We start from the raw sequence: 17,588 nt of genomic DNA, 5'->3' as shown, positions 1-17,588 counted from the left end.
CTGCGGCGTCTGTCGTTCAGGCAACCACGAGCGCAGCCCCCTGCGCCTCAGCGGCCCCCACGTCTCCAATCACGGCAGCGGCGCTGAAGCCATGCTGCGCGAAGACGCGCATCACCGCATCCAGCGCCTGCGGCGCGCAGGACACCAGCAGGCCTCCGCTGGTTTGCGGATCGCTGAGCAGCGCCTGCGCTTCACCGGGCAAGGCCGCTGACAACGACACCTCCTGCCCATAGGCGGCCCAGTTGCGTCCCGAAGCGCCGGTCACAAAGCCTTCCCGCGCGAGTCCGGGCACGCCCTCCAGCAGCGGCACCGCCGACCAATCCAGCCGCACCTGGCAGCGCGAGCCCCGTGCCATCTCGAGTGCATGCCCCGCCAGCCCAAACCCGGTGACATCGGTGATGGCATGCACCCCGTCGATCGCGGCGAGATCCGGCCCCGGCGTGTTGAGCTGCGTGGTGGTGGCGATCATGCGTTGGTACAGCGCGGCATCCAGATGCCCCTTCTTCAACGCCGCCGACATCACCCCGACGCCCAGCGCCTTGCTCAGCACCAGCACGTCGCCGGGCTTCGCGTCGGAATTGCGGCGCACCCGGTCGGGATGCACCAGCCCGAGCGCCACCAGGCCATAGATCGGCTCCACCGAGTCGATCGTGTGGCCACCCGCCACCGGAATGCCGGCCTGTCTGCAGACCGACGCGCCGCCGTCCAGGATGCGCCCGATGGTGGCGGTGCTCAGCACCGAGATCGGCATGCCCACCAGCGCCAGCGCCATGATGGGCCGGCCCCCCATGGCGTAGACATCGCTGATGGCATTGGTCGCCGCAATGCGGCCGAAGTCATGCGGATCGTCCACGATCGGCATGAAGAAATCGGTAGTGGCCACCAGGGCCTGCTCATCGTTCAGGCGGTAGACCGCGGCGTCATCCGAGGTCTCGATGCCGACCAGCAGTTCCGGTGGCATCGGCAGTCCATTGCTGCCTTTGAGGATGTCGGACAGCACGCCCGGTGCAATCTTGCAGCCGCACCCGCCCCCGTGGGAGAGGGAGGTCAGACGCGGTTCGGTGGCAGCAGGGGTGTGAGTCATCGAGGTCTCCAGAGCAGCCGAAAGCTTACCCGCTCGTGGATTCCCCGGCGTCGCGACCGGCACGGCCCTCGCGCAGCAATCGCTGCTGCAAGGTCACGAAGGCGTCCATGGCCTCCCACAGGGGGAGATAGCGGCTGTCGTCGCCCTCGAGCTGGGCCAGGGCCAGGGCGCAGGCTTCCAGCGTGCTGCGCTGGTCATCGCCCCGAACCCGCCGGATGGCATACCGGGACGGCGGTGTCGCCACCAGGCTGAGTCGAGGCAAGGCGGCCAGCCAGGGATTCAAATGCAGCATGCGGCGGCTCTTGCGCCAGGTGGCGTCGATCACCACCAGCGTCTGCACGCCACCGGGCGGTGGCCAGGCCCTTGGCGAGGGCAGATCCGGGTCGGCGGCCGTGCTGGGATACAGCAGGGCCATGCCGTCGGTGGAAGCGGGCGCCTGCAGACGCTCGCCCACCTCCACCCGGACATGGGCCAGGCAGCGATGCAGCAGCCCGGCGGTGTTCTTCACCTGCCGCAGTTCCTGCGGATGCTGCAGCAGCAGGACCGGCACCGGATTGAGGACCCGGCGCACGCAGGCGCACCAGCAACCGGCCAGCGGTCGATGGCAGGTGTCGCAGCGGGCGCGAGAAGAAGAAAGCGGCGTCATGCTGAGGCATGCGCCGCTGGCGCGCGACCGGGGGGCCGGGTCTTCATGGAAGGAGACAGCGGTGCATCCCCTCGGTCCGTCAGCGGCCTCAGCCGTTGCTGCGTCGTGGCGGACGCTTGCCACCGTCGGGGCGCCTGCCACCGTCCTGGCGATCGGGCCCATCGCCGCGCGGGCGACCGTCTCCGCGCGCAGGGCGTTGTCCCCCCTCGCCGCGGCGCTCTCCGCCTCCGGCCGGGCGGTCCCCACGACGCTCACCCCCGCGACCACCATCCGGCCGTCCCTGACCCTGCGGACGACGATCCCCACGGGGGCCGCGATCATCCCGAGGGGGACGCGGCGGCTGTTGGGCCTCTTCTTCGCGGGCCAGTGCCAGCTGGGCGTCCAGCTGTTCCTGCGTCAGACCCTTGAGGGCGCAGAAATTCGCCGGCGTCAGCGTGGTGCGGGAGAAGTCCCGCAGCAACTGCGCACGTTCCTGACGGCCGCGTTCTTCATCGGCGCGACGGGTCTCGGTGATGCCGCGGCGGCGGGTCAGTTCTTCCTGGGCGGCCTGGCGATGTTCATCGGAAATCTCACCAGCGGGTTGCCCGTCGAGGTCAAAGCGATGCTTGGCCTTGGTCAAACCGATCAGATAGCCGGTACCGCCGGTGTAGCGGCGCAAGAATGCGGACAACTGCTGCTTGCTGAACTTGCCGGGCGCACGCTCCTGGATGTCGGCCTGGATGCGCAGCTTGACGGGCTTGGCCGGACCGTTGAACAGCGCCGGGAACAGGTCCTTGAGGGCGGCGGCCACGGCGGGCACGTCCACACGGCCGCCATCCTGTGCGGCCTTGCCGGAGGATTTGGGGTGGGGCTTGTCTGCGGACACCGCGCCATCGCTGGCCTGGGTGCCGTCTGCTGCGCCTGGCTCTGCCGACGGCTGTGCCGCCTGCTCGGCGGTGTCGGCAGCAACGGTGTCAGCCCATGGCGTGCCTTCGCCGGCGGCGACGTCATCAGAGGGAGCCTCAGCGGCTGTTGAGGAGGCGCTGGCCGACTCGGAAGCCGAAGGCGTCAGGCTCTCGGGCGCCGTCTCCGGAGTCGAGGAAGCGGCGTCGCCGGGTTGCGCCGAGGTCGGCTGGGTGCTGGAAGACATGAATCGTGCGGCGCGCAGGCCGGCCATCCGGGTAAAAGCGGGATTGTGCCCATAGCCGCGCGGGCGTGGCAAATCACAAATTTGCCGAACTGCATGAACCGGCCGTTCGAACCGTCTTCCTGGCAGGTATTCAGCCGGGCCCTGCCCCGGCCGTGGGTTCAGACTTTGGGCTCACAAGCGGGTTTGCAGATCAGTTCCGTGCGGCCCAGGATGCGTTTGGATTGCAGGCTGCTGGAGGGGCGGTGGCGACCGCATTTGAAGCAGGAACGTGTCTGTCCGCTCCCCTGGAATGGCGATCCCCCCAGCTTGGAGGCATAGCGCAGGCCGTCTTCCCGAACGGCGGTGCAGGTGTCTTTGCTCATGGTCTCGCTTTGCTTGACGCTTTCAGACGGTGCCGGCGCGCAGTACGTGCCGGTTCCTGGATTCCCTCGCCAGACCATAGTAGGGGGGCGATGTGACGATCCGCCACATCGCTTGCCCGGGGGTGTGGGGCCCTCGCACCGGCCAACCGACGAACGGTCGGAAATGAGCCGACAATCGCCCTCAATGGCCAAATTGTTTTTCCGGTACGCCGCAATGAATGCGGGCAAGTCCACCGCATTGCTGCAGGTGGCGCACAACTATGAGGAACGAGGCCACACGGTCCGGATCTTCACCGCAGCCGTGGACGATCGTTACGGACAGGGCAAAGTCACCTCCCGCCTGGGGCCGCAGCGTCAGACCGAGGTCTTCACCCGCGACACCGACTTCCGGGAACTGCTCGCGGCCACGCCGCGCATCGCCTGCGTGCTGATCGACGAGGCCCAGTTCCTCACCAAGCCGCAGGTCTGGGCCCTGCACGAGATTGCGCACCTGCAGCACATCCCGGTGATCTGCTATGGCCTGCGCACCGACTTCCAGGGCGAACTGTTCCCCGGCTCGGCATCGCTGCTGGGCCTGGCGGATGAAATGGACGAGATGAAGACCATCTGCGACTGCGGTCGCAAGGCCACGATGAACATGCGCGTGGATGCTTCGGGCCGCAAACAGACCGAAGGGGCGCAAGTGGAGATCGGCGGTAACTCCCGTTACCGCTCCGTCTGTGGCCGCTGCTTCCGAGCGGCCTGATCAGACCTGAGGGCCCGCTCTGTCTCCCCCGGCGGGATGCGCGGGGGGCAGAGGCGGTGGCAACGCCCTTGCGGGCCTTGCCTTACTTCTTCGACAACTGCTCTTCCAGTTCCTTGCAGGAAGGCGCGCAGACCGGCTGGGACTTGCCCAGCAGCTTGCGCGACTTCAGCAGCGCACGGGGGCGATGCTTGCCGCAGAGGAAGCACGACATGGTCGCCGCGCCAAACGAGGAGGTTGCCGCGAACGGCGAACCGGGAGCTTTAGAGCGATAGCGCAAACCATCAGCTTCGATGGTCGTCTTGGTCGTTTCCTTGGCCACGCTGATCCTGATGTTGAAAGGGTGAAATGCCTGCTGCCGTCGAGACTGCACGTATCCTTGCCAGACACGGGCGTCCTCTTTGATACCGTTCCCCCTGGCACGTTCTTTGCAAGAACACTTGGGAAGAGCCGTCCAAGCCTCCCTGAAGGCGATCGGCAAAAGCCGTATTTTCCTATATCCGGGACCCTCTCCGTATCGGGCCATCGCTAATGCCCTGCAATTGAGGTCGCTGTGCACACCATGGCGGTGCGTCCGGGCGCGTGGCGACCGCCTGCCCGCGCCGTACGGCGTGCCCTCGAACAACGCAGCTCGCCGTACCGTTTGTCTTTCAACACAGATGTAACGCTTCGACGCCCTTTAGGGAAACTACCTAGAATCCGCGCTTTCATCAAGAAGTCGTTCGGGACGCGCCCCTGTCAAGGCGCCGCTTCGTTCTGCAGGTATCCGGCCCATCGTGACGTTCCGGCCGGACCGCAGACCCATGCAAAGACTCCGCAACGATCAGCGCCACGATCAGCGCAAAACACGGCATGCAAGGCTTCACACCAGAAGCGGCGCAGCGCAGTGGGCGGAAGTCTCCGCGCAACATCAGGGAAGCGAACGCACCGAATGGACAGCATCGAGTCGCTGTACTCCGCCATGCGGAGTGCGGCCCACATCCTGGACTGGGAAGGCAACGCCGGACTGGCGCCCTTTGCCCGCCAGACGAGCCAGGCCCTGTGCCAGCATTTCAGCAGCTCGCATGCAAGCCTGTGGCTGCTGGATGGGGCGCCGGGCCGCTACCGGCTGCGCTGCCTGGGCAGCTTCGAATCGGACGGCCCCAGCCAGCAACCGCCGGTGTGCGACCAGCAGGCCTTTCCCGGCTACTTCGACACGCTGCTGCGCGACGGCATGTTCCGCTGTGAGGACGCCGCCTCCGATCCCCGTCTGTTCGGGCTGAACCCACCCACCTGGCGCTCCATGCTGGACATGGCGGGCCAGATCAATGGCCGCACGGTGGGGGTGCTGGCGCTGGGGCAGCGCGGCGCCCCCCGCGTCTGGACGCGTCGCGAAGAACTGGACCTGCGCCGGGCGACCGCCAAGACCTGCCTGCGTCTGCACGGCCTGCGGCACGAACTCGAAACCGTCTGATCGGCGCGCGCCGATCACCGGCCCTGAAACGTCGGCACCCGCTTGTCACGCCAGGCTTTGATGCCTTCGGCCAGGTCGTCCGAGGCATTGCAGCGGTCGATGTCCGCCTGCAGGGCGGCCCGGTCCAGTTGCCCGCGTGCCATCGCATTGAGATGCCGCTTCATGCCCGCCAGCGCCAGCGGCGCCATCGCGGCGAGCTGACGGCACAGTGCATCGGCCGCTGCCTCCAGCGCGCCGCCGTCCGCATGCAGTGAATCCAGATAGCCCATGGCCAGCATGGCGGGCGCATCAAAGGACTCGCCGGCCAGCAGCAGGCGTTTGGCCGTGGCCAGTCCCAGCCGCTGCACATACCGCTCCATGCCGCCCCGATAGAAATGCAGGCCCAGCCGCGCGGCGGGCACGAACATCTCGCAGGCATTCACCCCCAGCCTGAAATCGCAGGCCAGCGCCAGATCGGTCGCGCCGCCATAGACGCCTCCCTGGATCGCCGCCACGGTGACCGGCCGTGCGTTCTCCCAGGCGTCGGTCAGGCGCTCGAACAGGGCACCGGCGTCAACGCCAGGCATCGCATCGATATGAAAGCCGCTGCAGAAATGACGGCCCTGCGCCTGCAGCAGCAGCACCCGCACGGATTCGGTGTCGTTGACGATCTTGAGCTGTGCCTGGAGCGCTTCCAGGTCCGCCAGTTCCAGCCGGTTGGCCACCTCCGGCCGACGCAGCGTGATGCGTGCCAGCGGTCCGTCGATGTCCAGCGAGGGAGTCTTGTCATGCGCCATGACGCGCAGTCTAGCCCTGCCGGCGCATGGCTCGACCGACCGGTCGGCTGATTCACTGCCGGCTTGTCAATGCGGCATCCACTGACGGGCGGGTGGGGGAATGTGGCTAGAGTGGGCCCAACGATAAAAGGGACTACCCCCACAGGAGACACAGTGGACGGGACGATCGCGGGCATCCTCATGCTGGACGGGCTGACCAATGGCGCCATTTATGCGCTGCTGGCACTGGCCCTGGTCCTGGTCTTCGCGGTCACCCGCGTCATCTTCATTCCGCAGGGCGAGTTCGTGGCCTTTGGCGCGCTCACGCTGGCCGGTCTGCAGATGGGCCAGACGCCGCTGACCATCCACTTCCTGCTGGTACTGGTGGCGATGGCCCTGGTGCTGGACCTGATCGCGGCCGTGCGGGCGCACCTTCCGCTGATGAGGGCGCTGCGGCTGCATCTGCCGCGGGCGCTGCCGGGACTGGTGATCGGCTTGCTGGCCCTGTGGCTGGCGCCGATGCGTCTGCCGCTGCTGGCGCAGGTGCTGCTGACCCTGGCCATCGTCACGCCGATGGGCGGCCTGGTCTACCGGCTCGCCTATCAATCGCTGGCCGATGCGTCGGTGCTGGTGCTGCTGATCGTGTCGGTCGGCGTGCACTTTGCGCTGACCGGCCTGGGCCTGGTGTTCTTCGGCGCCGAGGGCTCGCGCAATCCGAGCTTCTGGGACGCCTCGCTCTCGGCAGGGCCGCTGATGCTGTCCGGGCAGGCGCTGATCATCATCGGCGCATCGGCCGCGCTGATCCTGGCGCTGTGGCTGTTCTTCGAGAAAAGCCTGCAGGGCAAGGCGCTTCGCGCGACCGCGGTCAACCGGCTGGGCGCGCGCCTGATGGGCATTTCCAGTGCGTCCGCCGGACGCCTGTCCTTCACGCTGGCGGCCTTCATCGGCGCCCTGTCCGGGCTGCTGATCAGCCCCACCACCACCATCTTCTACGACAGCGGTTTTCTCATCGGCCTCAAGGGCTTCGTGGCCGCGGTGTTTGCCGGTCTGTCCAGCTATCCGGGGGCGGCGCTGGGGGCGATCGCGGTCGGGCTGATCGAGTCCTTCAGCTCTTTCTGGGCCAGCGCCTTCAAGGAGGTGATCGTCTTCACCACCATCTTGCCAGTGCTGCTGTGGCGCAGCTGGCGGGACCCGCATCACGAAGAGCATTGAGGGACAGGACGCGATGCCGATGAGAGATGCCATGACCCACGCCGCCGATACCCCCGATGTCCCCAGCGCGCCCAGCGCCCCTGACGCCCCTGACGCCCCTGACGCCCCTGACTCCGGCGATTCCACGCGGCCTCTGCAGCCGCCAGGGGTTGCGGCTGCAACGGCCGCTGCTGCGCTCGCAGGGCGTTCCTCCACATCCGGTTGGAAGGATCACGCGGGCCGCATCGCCGCGGGTTTTGCGCTCCTGGTGCTGGCCGCGCTCCCGCTGCTGCCCGTGCCCGAGTTCTGGATCACGCAGGCCAACTACATCGGCATGTTCGCGCTGGTGGTGCTGGGCCTGGTGCTGCTCACCGGCGTGGCCGGGCTCACCTCCTTCGGACAGGCCGCCTTTGTGGGACTCGGCGCCTACACCACCGCGCTGCTGAGCAGCCGATATGGCGTCTCACCCTGGCTGGGCCTCTTCGCAGGGCTGATGGTCACGCTGGTCGTGGCCCTGGTGCTGGGGTGGATCACGCTGCGCATGTCCGGCCACTACCTGCCGCTGGCCACCATCGCCTGGGCGCTCAGCCTCAACTACACCATCGCCAACCTCGATGTGCTGGGCAAGTACGACGGCATCCTGGGCGTGCCGGCGCTGGAGTTCCTGGGCGTCAGTTTGGCGGACGGCCGCAGCATCTACTACCTCATCTGGCTGTGTGCGCTGCTGGGCGCTGTGGCGGTGCGGCATCTGCTGGATTCGCGGCCGGGTCGCGCCATCCGGGCGCTCGGCGGCGCCACTGTCATGGCCGAGGCCATGGGCGTGTCCACCTACCGGTACAAGGTCATCGTCTTCCTGCTGGCGGCGCTGCTGGCTTCGGTGTCCGGCTGGCTATTCGCCCACGTGCAGCGCACCGTCAATCCCAGCCCCTTCGGCCTGCGCATGGGCATTGAATACCTGTTCATGGCGGTGGTCGGGGGTGTGTCCAGCGTGTGGGGCGCGTTTGTGGGCGCCGGCGTGTTCAAGATCATCGAGGACCAGCTCAAGGAACTGCTGCCGCGGCTGCTGGGCAGCAACGGCAATTTCGAGATCATCGTGCTGGGCGTTGTGCTGGTGCTGATGCTCAAGTACGCGCCCAAGGGGCTGTGGCCGGCCGCACGTCTGCTGACGGCGCGGCTGCAGCCGACGCGTGCGCTGGGCCATCGCCCGGTCGGCACCAACGCTAACGCCAACGCCAACGCCGACGCCGACGCATCTGCGCAGCGCCGCCCCCACCGCGATGCCGTTGGCGCGCCATCCACCACCGCCGCGCTGCCCAGGCGTGCCCAGCCCGCGCGCGGAACGCCGCTGCTGCGAGTGGACCGGCTGCGCAAGCAGTTCGGCGGGCTGGTGGCGGTGAACGATGTCAGCTTCACCCTGCATGCCGGCGAGATCATGGGCCTGATCGGTCCCAACGGCGCCGGCAAGTCCACCACCTTCAATCTCATCTCGGGCGTGCTGTCCGCGTCGTCGGGCCGCGTCGAGATGGCCGGCACGCCGGTCACCGGCTGGCCGTCGCGGCGCATTGCCCGCCTGGGGCTCTCGCGCACCTTCCAGCATGTGAAGATGATTCCGGACATGACGGTGCTGGAGAACGTCGCCCTGGGCGGCTATCTGCGCGGCCGCAGCGGCACGCTCAAGGCGATGCTGCGACTGGACCGGGCGGAGGAGCGTCAGCTGATGGCGGAAGCGCAGCGGCAACTGCAGCGCATCGGCATGCAGGACCATGCCCATGAGCTGGCCGGCAACCTGGCCCTGGGCCCGCAGCGGCTGATGGAGATCGCCCGCGCCTTGTGCAGCGACCCGGCGCTGCTCCTGCTGGACGAACCGGCGGCCGGTCTGCGGCTCAAGGAAAAGCAGGCGCTGGCGGACGTGCTGCGCCAGTTGCGCCAGGAAGGGCTGAGCATCCTGCTGGTCGAGCACGACATGGACTTCGTGATGGGGCTGACCGACCGCATCGTGGTGATGGAGTTCGGCACCCGCTTGATGGAAGGCACGCCCCAGGAGGTGCAGGCCAGTCCAGCGGTACGGGCCGCGTATCTGGGGACGGAGCACTGACATGAGCGATCTTCTCGAGGTGCAGGGACTGTGCGCCGCCTACGGCCGCGCCGAGGTGTTGACCGGCCTGAACCTGCGGCTGCGCCAGGGCGAGGTCGTGACCGTGATCGGCCCGAACGGGGCCGGCAAGAGCACGACGCTGAACGCCCTGATGGGCGTGCTGCCGTCGCGCGGCTGCATCCGCTTCAACGGAGAGGACCTGCAGGGCCTGGACCTGGAAGAGCGGGTGATGAAGGGGCTGGCCCTGGTCCCGGAGAAGCGTGAACTCTTCACCACCATGTCGGTCGAGGACAACCTGGTCCTGGGCGGCTTTCGTCCGATGAAGCTCGGCCAGCGGGACTGGCGGGACCAGCTCGAGACGGTCTACGGGCTGTTCCCGCGTCTGCGTGAACGCCGCCAGCAACTGGCCGGCACCTTGTCCGGCGGAGAGCGGCAGATGCTCGCGGTGGGCCGCGCGCTGATGGGCCGGCCGACAGTGCTGATGCTGGACGAACCCAGCCTTGGCCTGGCGCCGCTGATCGTCAAGGACATCTTCCGCATCGTGGCCCGTTTGCGCGAGACGGGCGTGTCGATTCTGCTGGTCGAGCAGAACGCCCGTGCGGCGCTGGAAGTGGCCGACCACGCCTATGTGCTGGAGACCGGCGAGATCGCGCTGGAGGGACGCGCCGCCGACCTGGCCAAGGACCCGCGCGTGGTCGACACCTACCTCGGCAGCAGCCGCCGGGCGACGCCGGTGGGATGACCGCTTTGCAAAGCCGGCGTGTTGCGTGCGAAATCCACGGCGGCCGGCCACCCTGCATGAGGGGGGAGGGGGTGGCGGTCGCCATGGCGCCGCAGGGGCGCCAGATAATTCGCATCAACGATCATGGCCCTGCTGAACTCCCTGCGCAAACTCCTGTCCTCCTCCGGTGAACGTCCCGCTGCGCCGGGGACGGACGCCGGCCTCTCATCACGCGTGAGCGGTCCCGGCAGCCAGCCGGGGGTGTCGATACCGCCCGGGTCCCCCGCGAGCCCTTCGGCGCTGCCGGCGGCCTCGGGACTGCCGACGACGGTGGCCGCCGTGGCCCTGGTCACCGCCAGCGCACCGGCCGAGCTGTCCGGCGCCCCGCTGCAGGCCTCGCCGGAGTGGCTGCAGTTCAGCGCCCGGCTGTTTGGTTTCCAGCGGCTGCGGGACGTGCCGCCGCATCCGCAGGAAGCGCCGCTGCTGCAGCGCCTGCAGGCCCGCTCCGGACCCGACTGGGCCGATCTGCTGCCGCGACTGCCGGCGGTGCTGCCGCAGTTGATGCGCCTGATGCGGCGCGAGAATCTGTCCTCCCGCGAGCTGGTGGACCTGCTGTCGCGGGATCCGAGCCTGGTCGGGGAACTCATGCGCATGGCCAACTCGGCGCTGTACCGGCCCGAGCGGGAGATCACCGATCTGGCCAGCGCCGTCATGGTCATCGGTCATGAGGGCCTGAACCAGGTGGTGCTGCGGGTCACCCTGCGGCCGATCTTCAACCAGGACCGGCAGGGGCGCTTCAGCCGTCAGGCCGGCACACTGCTGTGGGACCTGGGCGAACGCTGCGCGCTGGCGGCGATGCGGCTGGCGCCTCCGGGGGATGAGCGGTTCGCGGCCTACCTGGCGGGGCTGGGGGCGCAGGTCGGCATGATGGCGCTGCTGCGTGTGCTGGATGGCCTGCCGGTCGCCCAGCGTCCCGCGCTGGACCGGGAAGGTCTGCACCGTCAGCTGCTGCCGATGTCCTGCGACTGGTCGGCCCGCATCGTCACGCACTGGGGCTTCCCGGGGCGGGTGGCGGAAGCACTGTCCCAGCGTGCTGGGCAGGGCGCCGAAGTGGCCCTGCTGTCCGAGACCGTGCGTGAGGCGCATGCAGTGGCCCTGCGCCATCTGATGCAACCGGGGCTGACGGTGTCTCAGCTCGGCGATTGGTCCCCGTCCCGTCAGCGGGCCTATGCGGCGCTGGAAGAGCGCTTCAATGCCTCGGGCGACGCGCCAGCCACCATGCCAGCAGGCTGAACAGTCCCTCGAAGGCCAGGGCCAGTGCGGCCGCTGGCAAGGCCCCGGCCAGCAGCAGCGCGGGGTCGTTCAGAGCCAGCCCGGTGACGATGCGCTCACCGAATCCACCGGCGCCGATGAAGGCGGCCATCGTCGCCGTCCCCACTGACAGGCTGGTGGCCGTGCGCACGCCCGCCAGCATCACCGGCAGGGCCAGGGGCCACTGGATGAAGCGCAGCACCTGCGTGCGGGTCAGGCCCAGCGCCTTGCCCGCCGTCGCCAGCCCCTCGGGCACCTCGTCCAGCCCCACCGTGCCATTGCGCAGGATGGGCAGCAGCGCATAAAGCGACAGGGCCACCAGCGCCGGCCCCGGGCCGATGCGCCCCATCGCCCAGATCAGCACCGCCAGCAAGGCCAGGGAGGGCACGGTCTGCAGCAGGGCGCTCACCGCCAGCAAAGCACTGCGCCAGCGGGGCCAGGGGTGCAGCAGCAAGGCCAGCGGCAGACCGATCAGCGTGGCCAGTGCGACGGACACCACCACCAGGGTCAGGTGCTGGCGCGTCAGGCGGGGCAGGTCCGGGCCGGCGATGCGGGACCAGAGCGTGGCAGCGTCCCCGATGCCGGCACCGGTACCGGCGCTAGCAGCGGAACTGGCACCGCTCGCTGCCTGCGCCGCGCTTCCCTCCGGCGGCGCCGCCGCCCCGATCTTCCCGGCGAGGAACGCCGCGGCGATGCGATCGAACGGCTGCGCCTGCAGCTCGGCCTGGGCGTTCATCGCGATCATGGCCGGTTCGTGGATGCGGCCTTGCAGCGACTGAAGGGCCGCCCAGGCCTTGGGGTGCTGCTGCGGCAGCGCCAGGCGGTAGAGCAGCACCGCGTCGTAGCGCGGGAAGTAGCCGTCGTCGTCGTCCAGCACCACCAGCCCCTGGGCGGCGATCTGGGCATCGGTCGTGTAGATGTCGGTCAGGTCGATCTGGCCGCTGCGCAGCGCCTGGTAGGCCAGTCCGTGGTCCAGGCCCTGGGGGCGCTGCGGCAGCCCATACCGCTGGGCGAGACCGGGCCAGCCGTCGGCGCGGCCGATGAATTCATTGCTCAGGCCCAGCCGCAGGTCCGCATGGTCCTTCAGCTGGGACAGACGGGTCAGGGACAGCCGGCGCGACACGTCGCCCCGCATCGCCAGCGCATACCCGTTGTTGAAGCCCAGTGGCACGTCCACGCCCAGCCCCATCGGACGCAGCGCCGCGCGCAGTCGGTCCAGCGAGTCTGCGTGGCCGGCGGCAGCGCCGGCACCCCCCGCACCCGCGGCAACCCCGGCACCGCGCAGGCCCAGGATCTCCCGTTCGATGGTGCCCGTGTATTCCGCGTAGACATCGATGCTGCCGGCCTTCAGCGCCGCCAGCACGATGGCGGTGTTGCCCAGGCCCTGGCGCACTTCGACCCGGGCGGCGGGGTCTTGGTCCCGCACGGTGCGGGCCAGCACCTCGGCCAGGATGTAGCTCTCGGTGAAGCGCTTGGAGCCGATGCGCAGCGGTTCGCGGCCTTCGGTGCTTGGGCGGGGAGCGGTCGCCGATGCTGTCGCTGATGCCGCCCCTTGTGCAGCCCCTGATGCCGTCGCTGCTGCCGTGCCGGTCTGTGTGACGGACGGCGCCAGGGTCTGTGCTTGACCCTTCGCCGATGCCGTTGTCTGCGAGAGTGTCTGGGTGGCGGATTGCGCCCGCGCCTGCGGTGCCGGCAGGCCAAGCCCGATCAGTCCCACCATCAGCAGGATCAGGACATTCAGAAGCAGGCGCTGCAACAGAGGAACGAGCGTCGTGCTAGACAGGGGAGACTCCCCATCCCAGCGGGTCATCCTGCTGAATCACAACGGTGCCTTCCATCATCACGTAGGCCCGCGCCACCAGCGTCGGCAGGACCTGCCCGGCTTGCGGCGCGGGCTGCCAATGCGCCTCCATCACGCTGCCGGTGATGCTCTCCTGCCTCCAGACCTCGCCGGCTTGCAGGCGCCCCTGCGCCGCCAGGCAGGCCAGCCGTGCGCTGGTGCCGGTGCCGCAGGCGCTGCGGTCCCAGCTGGCGCCGGCCATCAGCACGAAGTTGCGACTGTCGTGGGCCGGGTCCAGCGCCGTGCCGGTGAGCTGGATCTGCTCCAGCGCCGCGCCCTCCGCGCCGGTGATGCCCTGTGCCTTCAGCGCCTCCCGCAGGTGCTGGCAGAACGCCGTGAGTCGCGGCGCCTCATCTTCCTTCAGCACCAGCCCATGGTCCTCACAGATGAAGAACCAGTTGCCGCCCCAGGCGACATCGCCATGCACCGTGCGCCCCTGTACCTCCACCTCCACCGCGCTCTGATGGCAAAAGGCCGGCACGTTCTCCAGGCTGACGCTGCCGTCCAGCGCAAACTCTGCATGCACCGTACCCACCGGCGTGTCCAGCCACAGCGGACCCGGCCGCACCTTGCCCAGATGCGCCAGCGACGCCACCACGCCGATGGTGCCGTGGCCGCACATGCCCAGATAGCCGTGGTGGTCGAAGAAGATCACGCCGGCCTGGCTGCCGGGACGTTCGGGTTCGGTGAGCAGGGCGCCCACCAGGCCGTCGTGGCCGCGTGGGGCCGTCACCAGGGCCCGTCGCCAGGCATCGTGATGCTCCCGCAGCTCCTGCAGGCGCTGCGCCATCGTCACCCCGTACAGCGCCGGTCCGCCGCTCACCACCACCCGGGTGGGCGCGCCACCGGTGTGGGAATCGACCACCCGGGTGGTCGTGTCCAGCCCACCGGGCAGCACGCCGGCAGGCAGGCCCAGCGGAAGGGCGGAAAGCGTCATGCCATCACCTGATCACCTGTTGGGCAAACTCGCGCAGGGCGTCGATCAACGCATCGGAGGCCTGGGTAGCCGCCTCGCCGTCGCCACTGGCGATGGCCTCGGCCAGGCGCTGATGGCAGCGGGCCCCCACCGCCACGTCGCCCAGGTGCCGGTAAGCGTACCAGAAGCGTCTGCACTGGATGATCATCGGCATCACCGCCCCGGCGGCGAAGCGGTTGCGGCAGGCCGCATGGTTCACCCGGTCCAGCACCTGGTCGACCCGCATGTAGGCGTCCAGGTCTTCCCGGGCGGCCGCCTCCGCCATCCGCGCGGCACAGTCCAGCAGCGCCTGCCGCTGCGCCGGCGTGGCGCGGCGGGCCGAACAGCAGGCGATCAGCCGCTCCAGCGGGCGGCGTGCATCCAGCAGGTCGAACTGCTCGGCGACCTGGATGTCGCTGACCATCATCCCGCGCCGGGGCAACTGCACGATCAGTCCGTGGGCCACCAGCCGCATCAGCGCTTCCCGGGTCGGCGTGCGTCCCAGCGCGATGCGGGCGATCAGGTCCGACTCCACCACCGGCGTGCCGGGCCGCAGCTGCAGCGTGGCGACCATGTTCTCGATGGCATCAAAGGCCTGGTCGGCCTGGCGGCGCTTGTCCTGTTCTAGTTCTTCGAGGGTGTCTGAAGTCATGGGTAGACATCATCGCAGTTCGAACAATCGGCTTGCGGGCCGCGCTGGCGCTCGCTTCCCCGGCTTGACGCGGGCGCCCTGGCGGGCTTTCGGGGTTTCCGATGGCGCCCCCCGATGAATCCGCGCGGAAGCGGGTGGGGCTGGTGCGGACCGGACGCATACAATCACCGGTTCATTCGTCCAGCAAAGGGCTGAAGGCCTGATGCAGGGATGACCCATTTCTGAGGGATATCGACGTGTTTATTTCCAACGCTTACGCCCAGACGGCGACTGGTTCCGATCCGACAGGGGGCTTCCTCGGCATGCTGCCGCTGGTGCTGATGTTCGTGGTCATGTACTTTGTGATGATCCGTCCGCAGATGAAGCGTCAGAAGGAGCATCGCGCGCTGGTCGAGGCCCTGGCCAAGGGCGATGAAATCATCACCAACAGCGGCATCCTGGCCAAGATCACCAAGGTCGGCGAGACCTACCTGACCGTCGAGATCGCCCCCGGCACCGAAGTGCAGCTGCAGCGCTCGGCCGTGCTGCAGGTGCTGCCCAAGGGCACCGTCACCAAGTGACGGCCCTGCCGGTCACCCGGTGACCGGCTTCCCCCCAAGACCCGGCCCGTGCCTTGGCACCGGCCGGGTTCCGCTTGAGGTGGCGGCGTCGGACGCCCCGCCTGGTTGTCAGAGGATGTCCTCATGAACCGTTACCCGCTCTGGAAATATGCGGTGCTGCTGGTGGCACTGCTGGTGGGCTTCATCTACACCCTGCCCAACCTGTTCGGCGAAGCGCCGGCGGTGCAGGTGTCGAGCGCCAAGGTCACGATCAAGGTGGACGACAGCGTCCGCCAGCGCGTGGAGCAGGCCCTGGCCCAGGCCAACCTGAAGCCCGATTTCGTGCACCTGGAAGGCAATTCGGTCCGCGCCCGATTCGGCGACACCGACAGCCAGCTCAAGGCCAAGGACGTCATCTCCCGGCAACTCAACGGCACCGCCACCGGCGGGGACAGCGGCGAGCCGCCCTACATCGTGGCGCTGAACCTGGTGTCCCGCTCGCCCGAATGGCTCACCGCGCTGCATGCCTTCCCCATGTACCTGGGCCTGGACCTGCGCGGCGGCGTCCACTTCATGATGCAGGTGGACATGAAGGCCGCGCTGACCAAGCGGGCCGACGCCCTCTCCAGCGACGCCCGCACCCTGCTGCGTGACAAGAACATCCGCCATGCCGGCATCGCCCGGGACGGCAACAACGTCGTCATCAACTTCCGCGACGACGCCACCCGCAACCAGGCGCTGGACGCCCTGCGCGGCATGACCACCGAAGTGGCCTGGACCTCCTCCGGCGAAGGCAGCGAGCTGCGCCTGACCGGTGCGCTGACCCCGGCTGCCGTCATCGCCGTCCAGGACGCCGCCATCAAGCAGAACATCACCACGCTGCACAACCGGGTGAACGAGCTGGGCGTGGCCGAACCCGTCATCCAGCAGCAGGGCCGTGACCGCGTCATCGTCCAGTTGCCGGGCGTGCAGGACACCGCCAAGGCCAAGGACATCATCGGCCGCACCGCCACGCTGGAGCTGCGCATGGTGGACGAAAGCGCCGAAGCCCAGGCCGCGCTGAGCGGCAGTGGTCCGGTGCCCTTCGGGTCCGAGCGCTACATGGAGCGCCGCAACGATCAACTCATTCCCATCATCGTCAAGCGCACCGTCATCATCACCGGTGACAACCTGAATGACGCGCAGCCCGGTTTCGACGAGGGTCACAACCCGTCGGTCAACCTGAGCGTGGATGCCAAGGGCGCCCGCATCATGAAGGACGTCTCGCGCGAGAACATCGGCAAGCGCATGGCCATCATCCTGTTCGAAAAGGGCAAGGGTGAGGTGGTCACGTCGCCGACCATCCGCGGCGAGCTGGGCAACCGCTTCAGCATCACCGGCTCGATGGACACCCAGCAAGCCGCCGACACCGCGCTGCTGCTGCGCGCCGGCTCGCTGGCCGCGCCGATGGACATCATCGAGGAACGCACCATCGGCCCGAGCCTGGGCAAGGAAAACATCGACAAGGGCATCGCCTCGGTGACCTGGGGCTTTGTGGCGGTCGCCGTCTTCATGTGCCTGTACTACATGATGTTCGGTGTCTTCTCTGCCCTGGCGCTGGGCTTCAACCTGCTGCTGCTGCTGGCGGTGCTGTCGCTGATGCAGGCCACGCTGAGCCTGCCCGGCATCGCGGCCATTGCGCTGGTGCTGGGCATGGCCATCGACGCCAACGTGCTGATCAACGAGCGGGTGCGGGAAGAACTGCGGGCGGGCCTGGCGCCCCAGCAGGCCATCCACGCCGGTTACGAGCGGGCCTGGGCCACCATCCTGGACTCCAACGTCACCACGCTGATCGCCGGCCTGGCGCTGCTGGCCTTCGGCTCCGGCCCCATCAAGGGCTTCGCCGTCGTGCACTGCCTGGGCATCATCACTTCGATGATCTCCTCGGTGATGTTCTCGCGGGCGCTGGTGAACCTCTGGTATGGCCGCCGCAAGCGCCTGAAGGGCGTGTCCATCGGCACCATCTGGAAACCCACGCCTGAGCCGGGCGCTGCTGCTGACGCTGCCGTCAGCAGCGAAGCCACCGAGGTGGCAAAGGCCCGCTGAGGCCTTGCCCCCCATCCCTCCAGTCGCG

General features: G+C 68.5%; 17 protein-coding genes. 8 read left to right on the top strand and 9 right to left on the bottom strand.

The window, feature by feature from the left end:
* Window positions 1-16: 16 nt before the first annotated feature.
* From selD to DES44_RS16795, 4 genes are all read right to left on the bottom strand, one after another.
* A complete protein-coding gene (gene selD, locus DES44_RS16810) occupies window positions 17-1,084 on the bottom strand; it encodes a selenide, water dikinase SelD (RefSeq protein WP_058933622.1) in 1,068 nt (355 codons plus the stop codon).
* A 25-nt stretch (window positions 1,085-1,109) separates the two neighbouring features.
* Window positions 1,110-1,730: a tRNA-uridine aminocarboxypropyltransferase gene (locus DES44_RS16805; protein ID WP_083525272.1), complete on the bottom strand. Its 621-nt coding sequence runs from the start codon at window positions 1,728-1,730 to the stop codon at window positions 1,110-1,112.
* 88 nt (window positions 1,731-1,818) lie between these two features.
* Complete coding sequence (locus DES44_RS16800; RefSeq protein ID WP_116001740.1) at window positions 1,819-2,859, bottom strand: ProQ/FinO family protein; 1,041 nt, start codon at window positions 2,857-2,859, stop codon at window positions 1,819-1,821.
* Between the two features lie 158 nt (window positions 2,860-3,017).
* Window positions 3,018-3,221, bottom strand: a complete 204-nt coding sequence (locus tag DES44_RS16795) for a hypothetical protein (RefSeq protein WP_058933624.1) — start codon at window positions 3,219-3,221, stop codon at window positions 3,018-3,020.
* Window positions 3,222-3,405: 184 nt separating this feature from the next.
* On the opposite strand from DES44_RS16795, the gene DES44_RS16790 reads away from it, so the two are divergent.
* Entirely contained in the window at window positions 3,406-3,966 is a 561-nt protein-coding gene (locus tag DES44_RS16790) for a thymidine kinase (RefSeq protein WP_058933625.1), read from the top strand.
* A gap of 82 nt (window positions 3,967-4,048) precedes the next feature.
* Here the strand turns inward: DES44_RS16790 and DES44_RS16785 are convergent, their stop codons facing one another.
* Window positions 4,049-4,285, bottom strand: a complete 237-nt coding sequence (locus DES44_RS16785; protein ID WP_058933626.1) for a hypothetical protein — start codon at window positions 4,283-4,285, stop codon at window positions 4,049-4,051.
* A gap of 609 nt (window positions 4,286-4,894) precedes the next feature.
* Between DES44_RS16785 and DES44_RS16780 the strand changes: the two genes are divergently transcribed.
* The gene (locus tag DES44_RS16780; protein ID WP_058933627.1) at window positions 4,895-5,416 is read left to right on the top strand and encodes a GAF domain-containing protein; all 522 of its coding nucleotides are present in this window, start codon (window positions 4,895-4,897) and stop codon (window positions 5,414-5,416) included.
* 14 nt (window positions 5,417-5,430) lie between these two features.
* Here DES44_RS16780 and DES44_RS16775 read toward each other — a convergent pair whose 3' ends face one another.
* A complete protein-coding gene (locus tag DES44_RS16775; protein ID WP_058933628.1) occupies window positions 5,431-6,192 on the bottom strand; it encodes an enoyl-CoA hydratase/isomerase family protein in 762 nt (253 codons plus the stop codon).
* A 153-nt stretch (window positions 6,193-6,345) separates the two neighbouring features.
* Here DES44_RS16775 and DES44_RS16770 point away from each other — a divergent pair, with 153 nt between their 5' ends.
* From DES44_RS16770 to DES44_RS16755, 4 genes are all read left to right on the top strand, one after another.
* Window positions 6,346-7,383 (top strand): branched-chain amino acid ABC transporter permease, encoded by a 1,038-nt coding sequence (locus DES44_RS16770; RefSeq protein WP_058933629.1) that lies wholly within the window; start codon window positions 6,346-6,348, stop codon window positions 7,381-7,383.
* A 31-nt stretch (window positions 7,384-7,414) separates the two neighbouring features.
* Complete coding sequence (locus DES44_RS16765) at window positions 7,415-9,457, top strand: branched-chain amino acid ABC transporter ATP-binding protein/permease (RefSeq protein WP_083525273.1); 2,043 nt, start codon at window positions 7,415-7,417, stop codon at window positions 9,455-9,457.
* A 1-nt stretch (window position 9,458) separates the two neighbouring features.
* Window positions 9,459-10,199 carry an ABC transporter ATP-binding protein gene (locus DES44_RS16760; protein ID WP_058933631.1) on the top strand — a complete coding sequence of 247 codons (741 nt, stop codon included), beginning with the start codon at window positions 9,459-9,461 and terminating at the stop codon, window positions 10,197-10,199.
* A 123-nt stretch (window positions 10,200-10,322) separates the two neighbouring features.
* Window positions 10,323-11,471: an HDOD domain-containing protein gene (locus tag DES44_RS16755; protein ID WP_058933632.1), complete on the top strand. Its 1,149-nt coding sequence runs from the start codon at window positions 10,323-10,325 to the stop codon at window positions 11,469-11,471.
* On the opposite strand, the gene DES44_RS16750 is transcribed toward DES44_RS16755, so the two are convergent.
* The 3 genes from DES44_RS16750 to DES44_RS16740 are packed head-to-tail and all read right to left on the bottom strand — an operon-like array spanning window position 11,428 to window position 14,936.
* The gene (locus tag DES44_RS16750; RefSeq protein WP_232309910.1) at window positions 11,428-13,245 is read right to left on the bottom strand and encodes a glycine betaine ABC transporter substrate-binding protein; all 1,818 of its coding nucleotides are present in this window, start codon (window positions 13,243-13,245) and stop codon (window positions 11,428-11,430) included. The two genes, DES44_RS16755 and DES44_RS16750, sit on opposite strands and share 44 nt — an antisense overlap.
* 19 nt (window positions 13,246-13,264) lie before the next feature.
* Window positions 13,265-14,266 carry a proline racemase family protein gene (locus DES44_RS16745; protein ID WP_083525274.1) on the bottom strand — a complete coding sequence of 334 codons (1,002 nt, stop codon included), beginning with the start codon at window positions 14,264-14,266 and terminating at the stop codon, window positions 13,265-13,267.
* Window positions 14,267-14,270: 4 nt separating this feature from the next.
* Entirely contained in the window at window positions 14,271-14,936 is a 666-nt protein-coding gene (locus tag DES44_RS16740; protein WP_058933633.1) for a GntR family transcriptional regulator, read from the bottom strand.
* 236 nt (window positions 14,937-15,172) lie between these two features.
* On the opposite strand from DES44_RS16740, the gene yajC reads away from it, so the two are divergent.
* Window positions 15,173-15,496, top strand: coding sequence for a preprotein translocase subunit YajC (gene yajC / locus DES44_RS16735; protein ID WP_058933634.1), 324 nt, complete (start codon window positions 15,173-15,175; stop codon window positions 15,494-15,496).
* 123 nt (window positions 15,497-15,619) lie between these two features.
* Complete coding sequence (gene secD, locus DES44_RS16730) at window positions 15,620-17,560, top strand: protein translocase subunit SecD (protein ID WP_058933635.1); 1,941 nt, start codon at window positions 15,620-15,622, stop codon at window positions 17,558-17,560.
* Window positions 17,561-17,588 lie beyond the last annotated feature (28 nt).

Origin of the sequence: Roseateles depolymerans (assembly GCF_003387155.1) — a bacterium.
Lineage (GTDB): Bacteria > Pseudomonadota > Gammaproteobacteria > Burkholderiales > Burkholderiaceae_C > Roseateles > Roseateles depolymerans.
The sequence above is the reverse complement of the archived record's forward strand: the minus strand, read 5'-3'. Positions and strand labels throughout refer to the sequence as shown.

What these genes read in the sequence shown, in the direction of transcription:
- DES44_RS16740 (WP_058933633.1), bottom strand. Translation starts at nt 14,936, where the DNA reads ATGACTTCAGACACCCTCGAAGAACTAGAACAGGACAAGCGCCGCCAG.
- DES44_RS16760 (WP_058933631.1), top strand. Translation starts at nt 9,459, where the DNA reads ATGAGCGATCTTCTCGAGGTGCAGGGACTGTGCGCCGCCTACGGCCGC.
- DES44_RS16790 (WP_058933625.1), top strand. Translation starts at nt 3,406, where the DNA reads ATGGCCAAATTGTTTTTCCGGTACGCCGCAATGAATGCGGGCAAGTCC.
- DES44_RS16775 (WP_058933628.1), bottom strand. Translation starts at nt 6,192, where the DNA reads ATGGCGCATGACAAGACTCCCTCGCTGGACATCGACGGACCGCTGGCA.
- DES44_RS16745 (WP_083525274.1), bottom strand. Translation starts at nt 14,266, where the DNA reads ATGACGCTTTCCGCCCTTCCGCTGGGCCTGCCTGCCGGCGTGCTGCCC.
- DES44_RS16800 (WP_116001740.1), bottom strand. Translation starts at nt 2,859, where the DNA reads ATGTCTTCCAGCACCCAGCCGACCTCGGCGCAACCCGGCGACGCCGCT.
- DES44_RS16795 (WP_058933624.1), bottom strand. Translation starts at nt 3,221, where the DNA reads ATGAGCAAAGACACCTGCACCGCCGTTCGGGAAGACGGCCTGCGCTAT.
- DES44_RS16765 (WP_083525273.1), top strand. Translation starts at nt 7,415, where the DNA reads ATGACCCACGCCGCCGATACCCCCGATGTCCCCAGCGCGCCCAGCGCC.
- selD (WP_058933622.1), bottom strand. Translation starts at nt 1,084, where the DNA reads ATGACTCACACCCCTGCTGCCACCGAACCGCGTCTGACCTCCCTCTCC.
- DES44_RS16780 (WP_058933627.1), top strand. Translation starts at nt 4,895, where the DNA reads ATGGACAGCATCGAGTCGCTGTACTCCGCCATGCGGAGTGCGGCCCAC.
- DES44_RS16755 (WP_058933632.1), top strand. Translation starts at nt 10,323, where the DNA reads ATGGCCCTGCTGAACTCCCTGCGCAAACTCCTGTCCTCCTCCGGTGAA.
- secD (WP_058933635.1), top strand. Translation starts at nt 15,620, where the DNA reads ATGAACCGTTACCCGCTCTGGAAATATGCGGTGCTGCTGGTGGCACTG.
- DES44_RS16805 (WP_083525272.1), bottom strand. Translation starts at nt 1,730, where the DNA reads ATGACGCCGCTTTCTTCTTCTCGCGCCCGCTGCGACACCTGCCATCGA.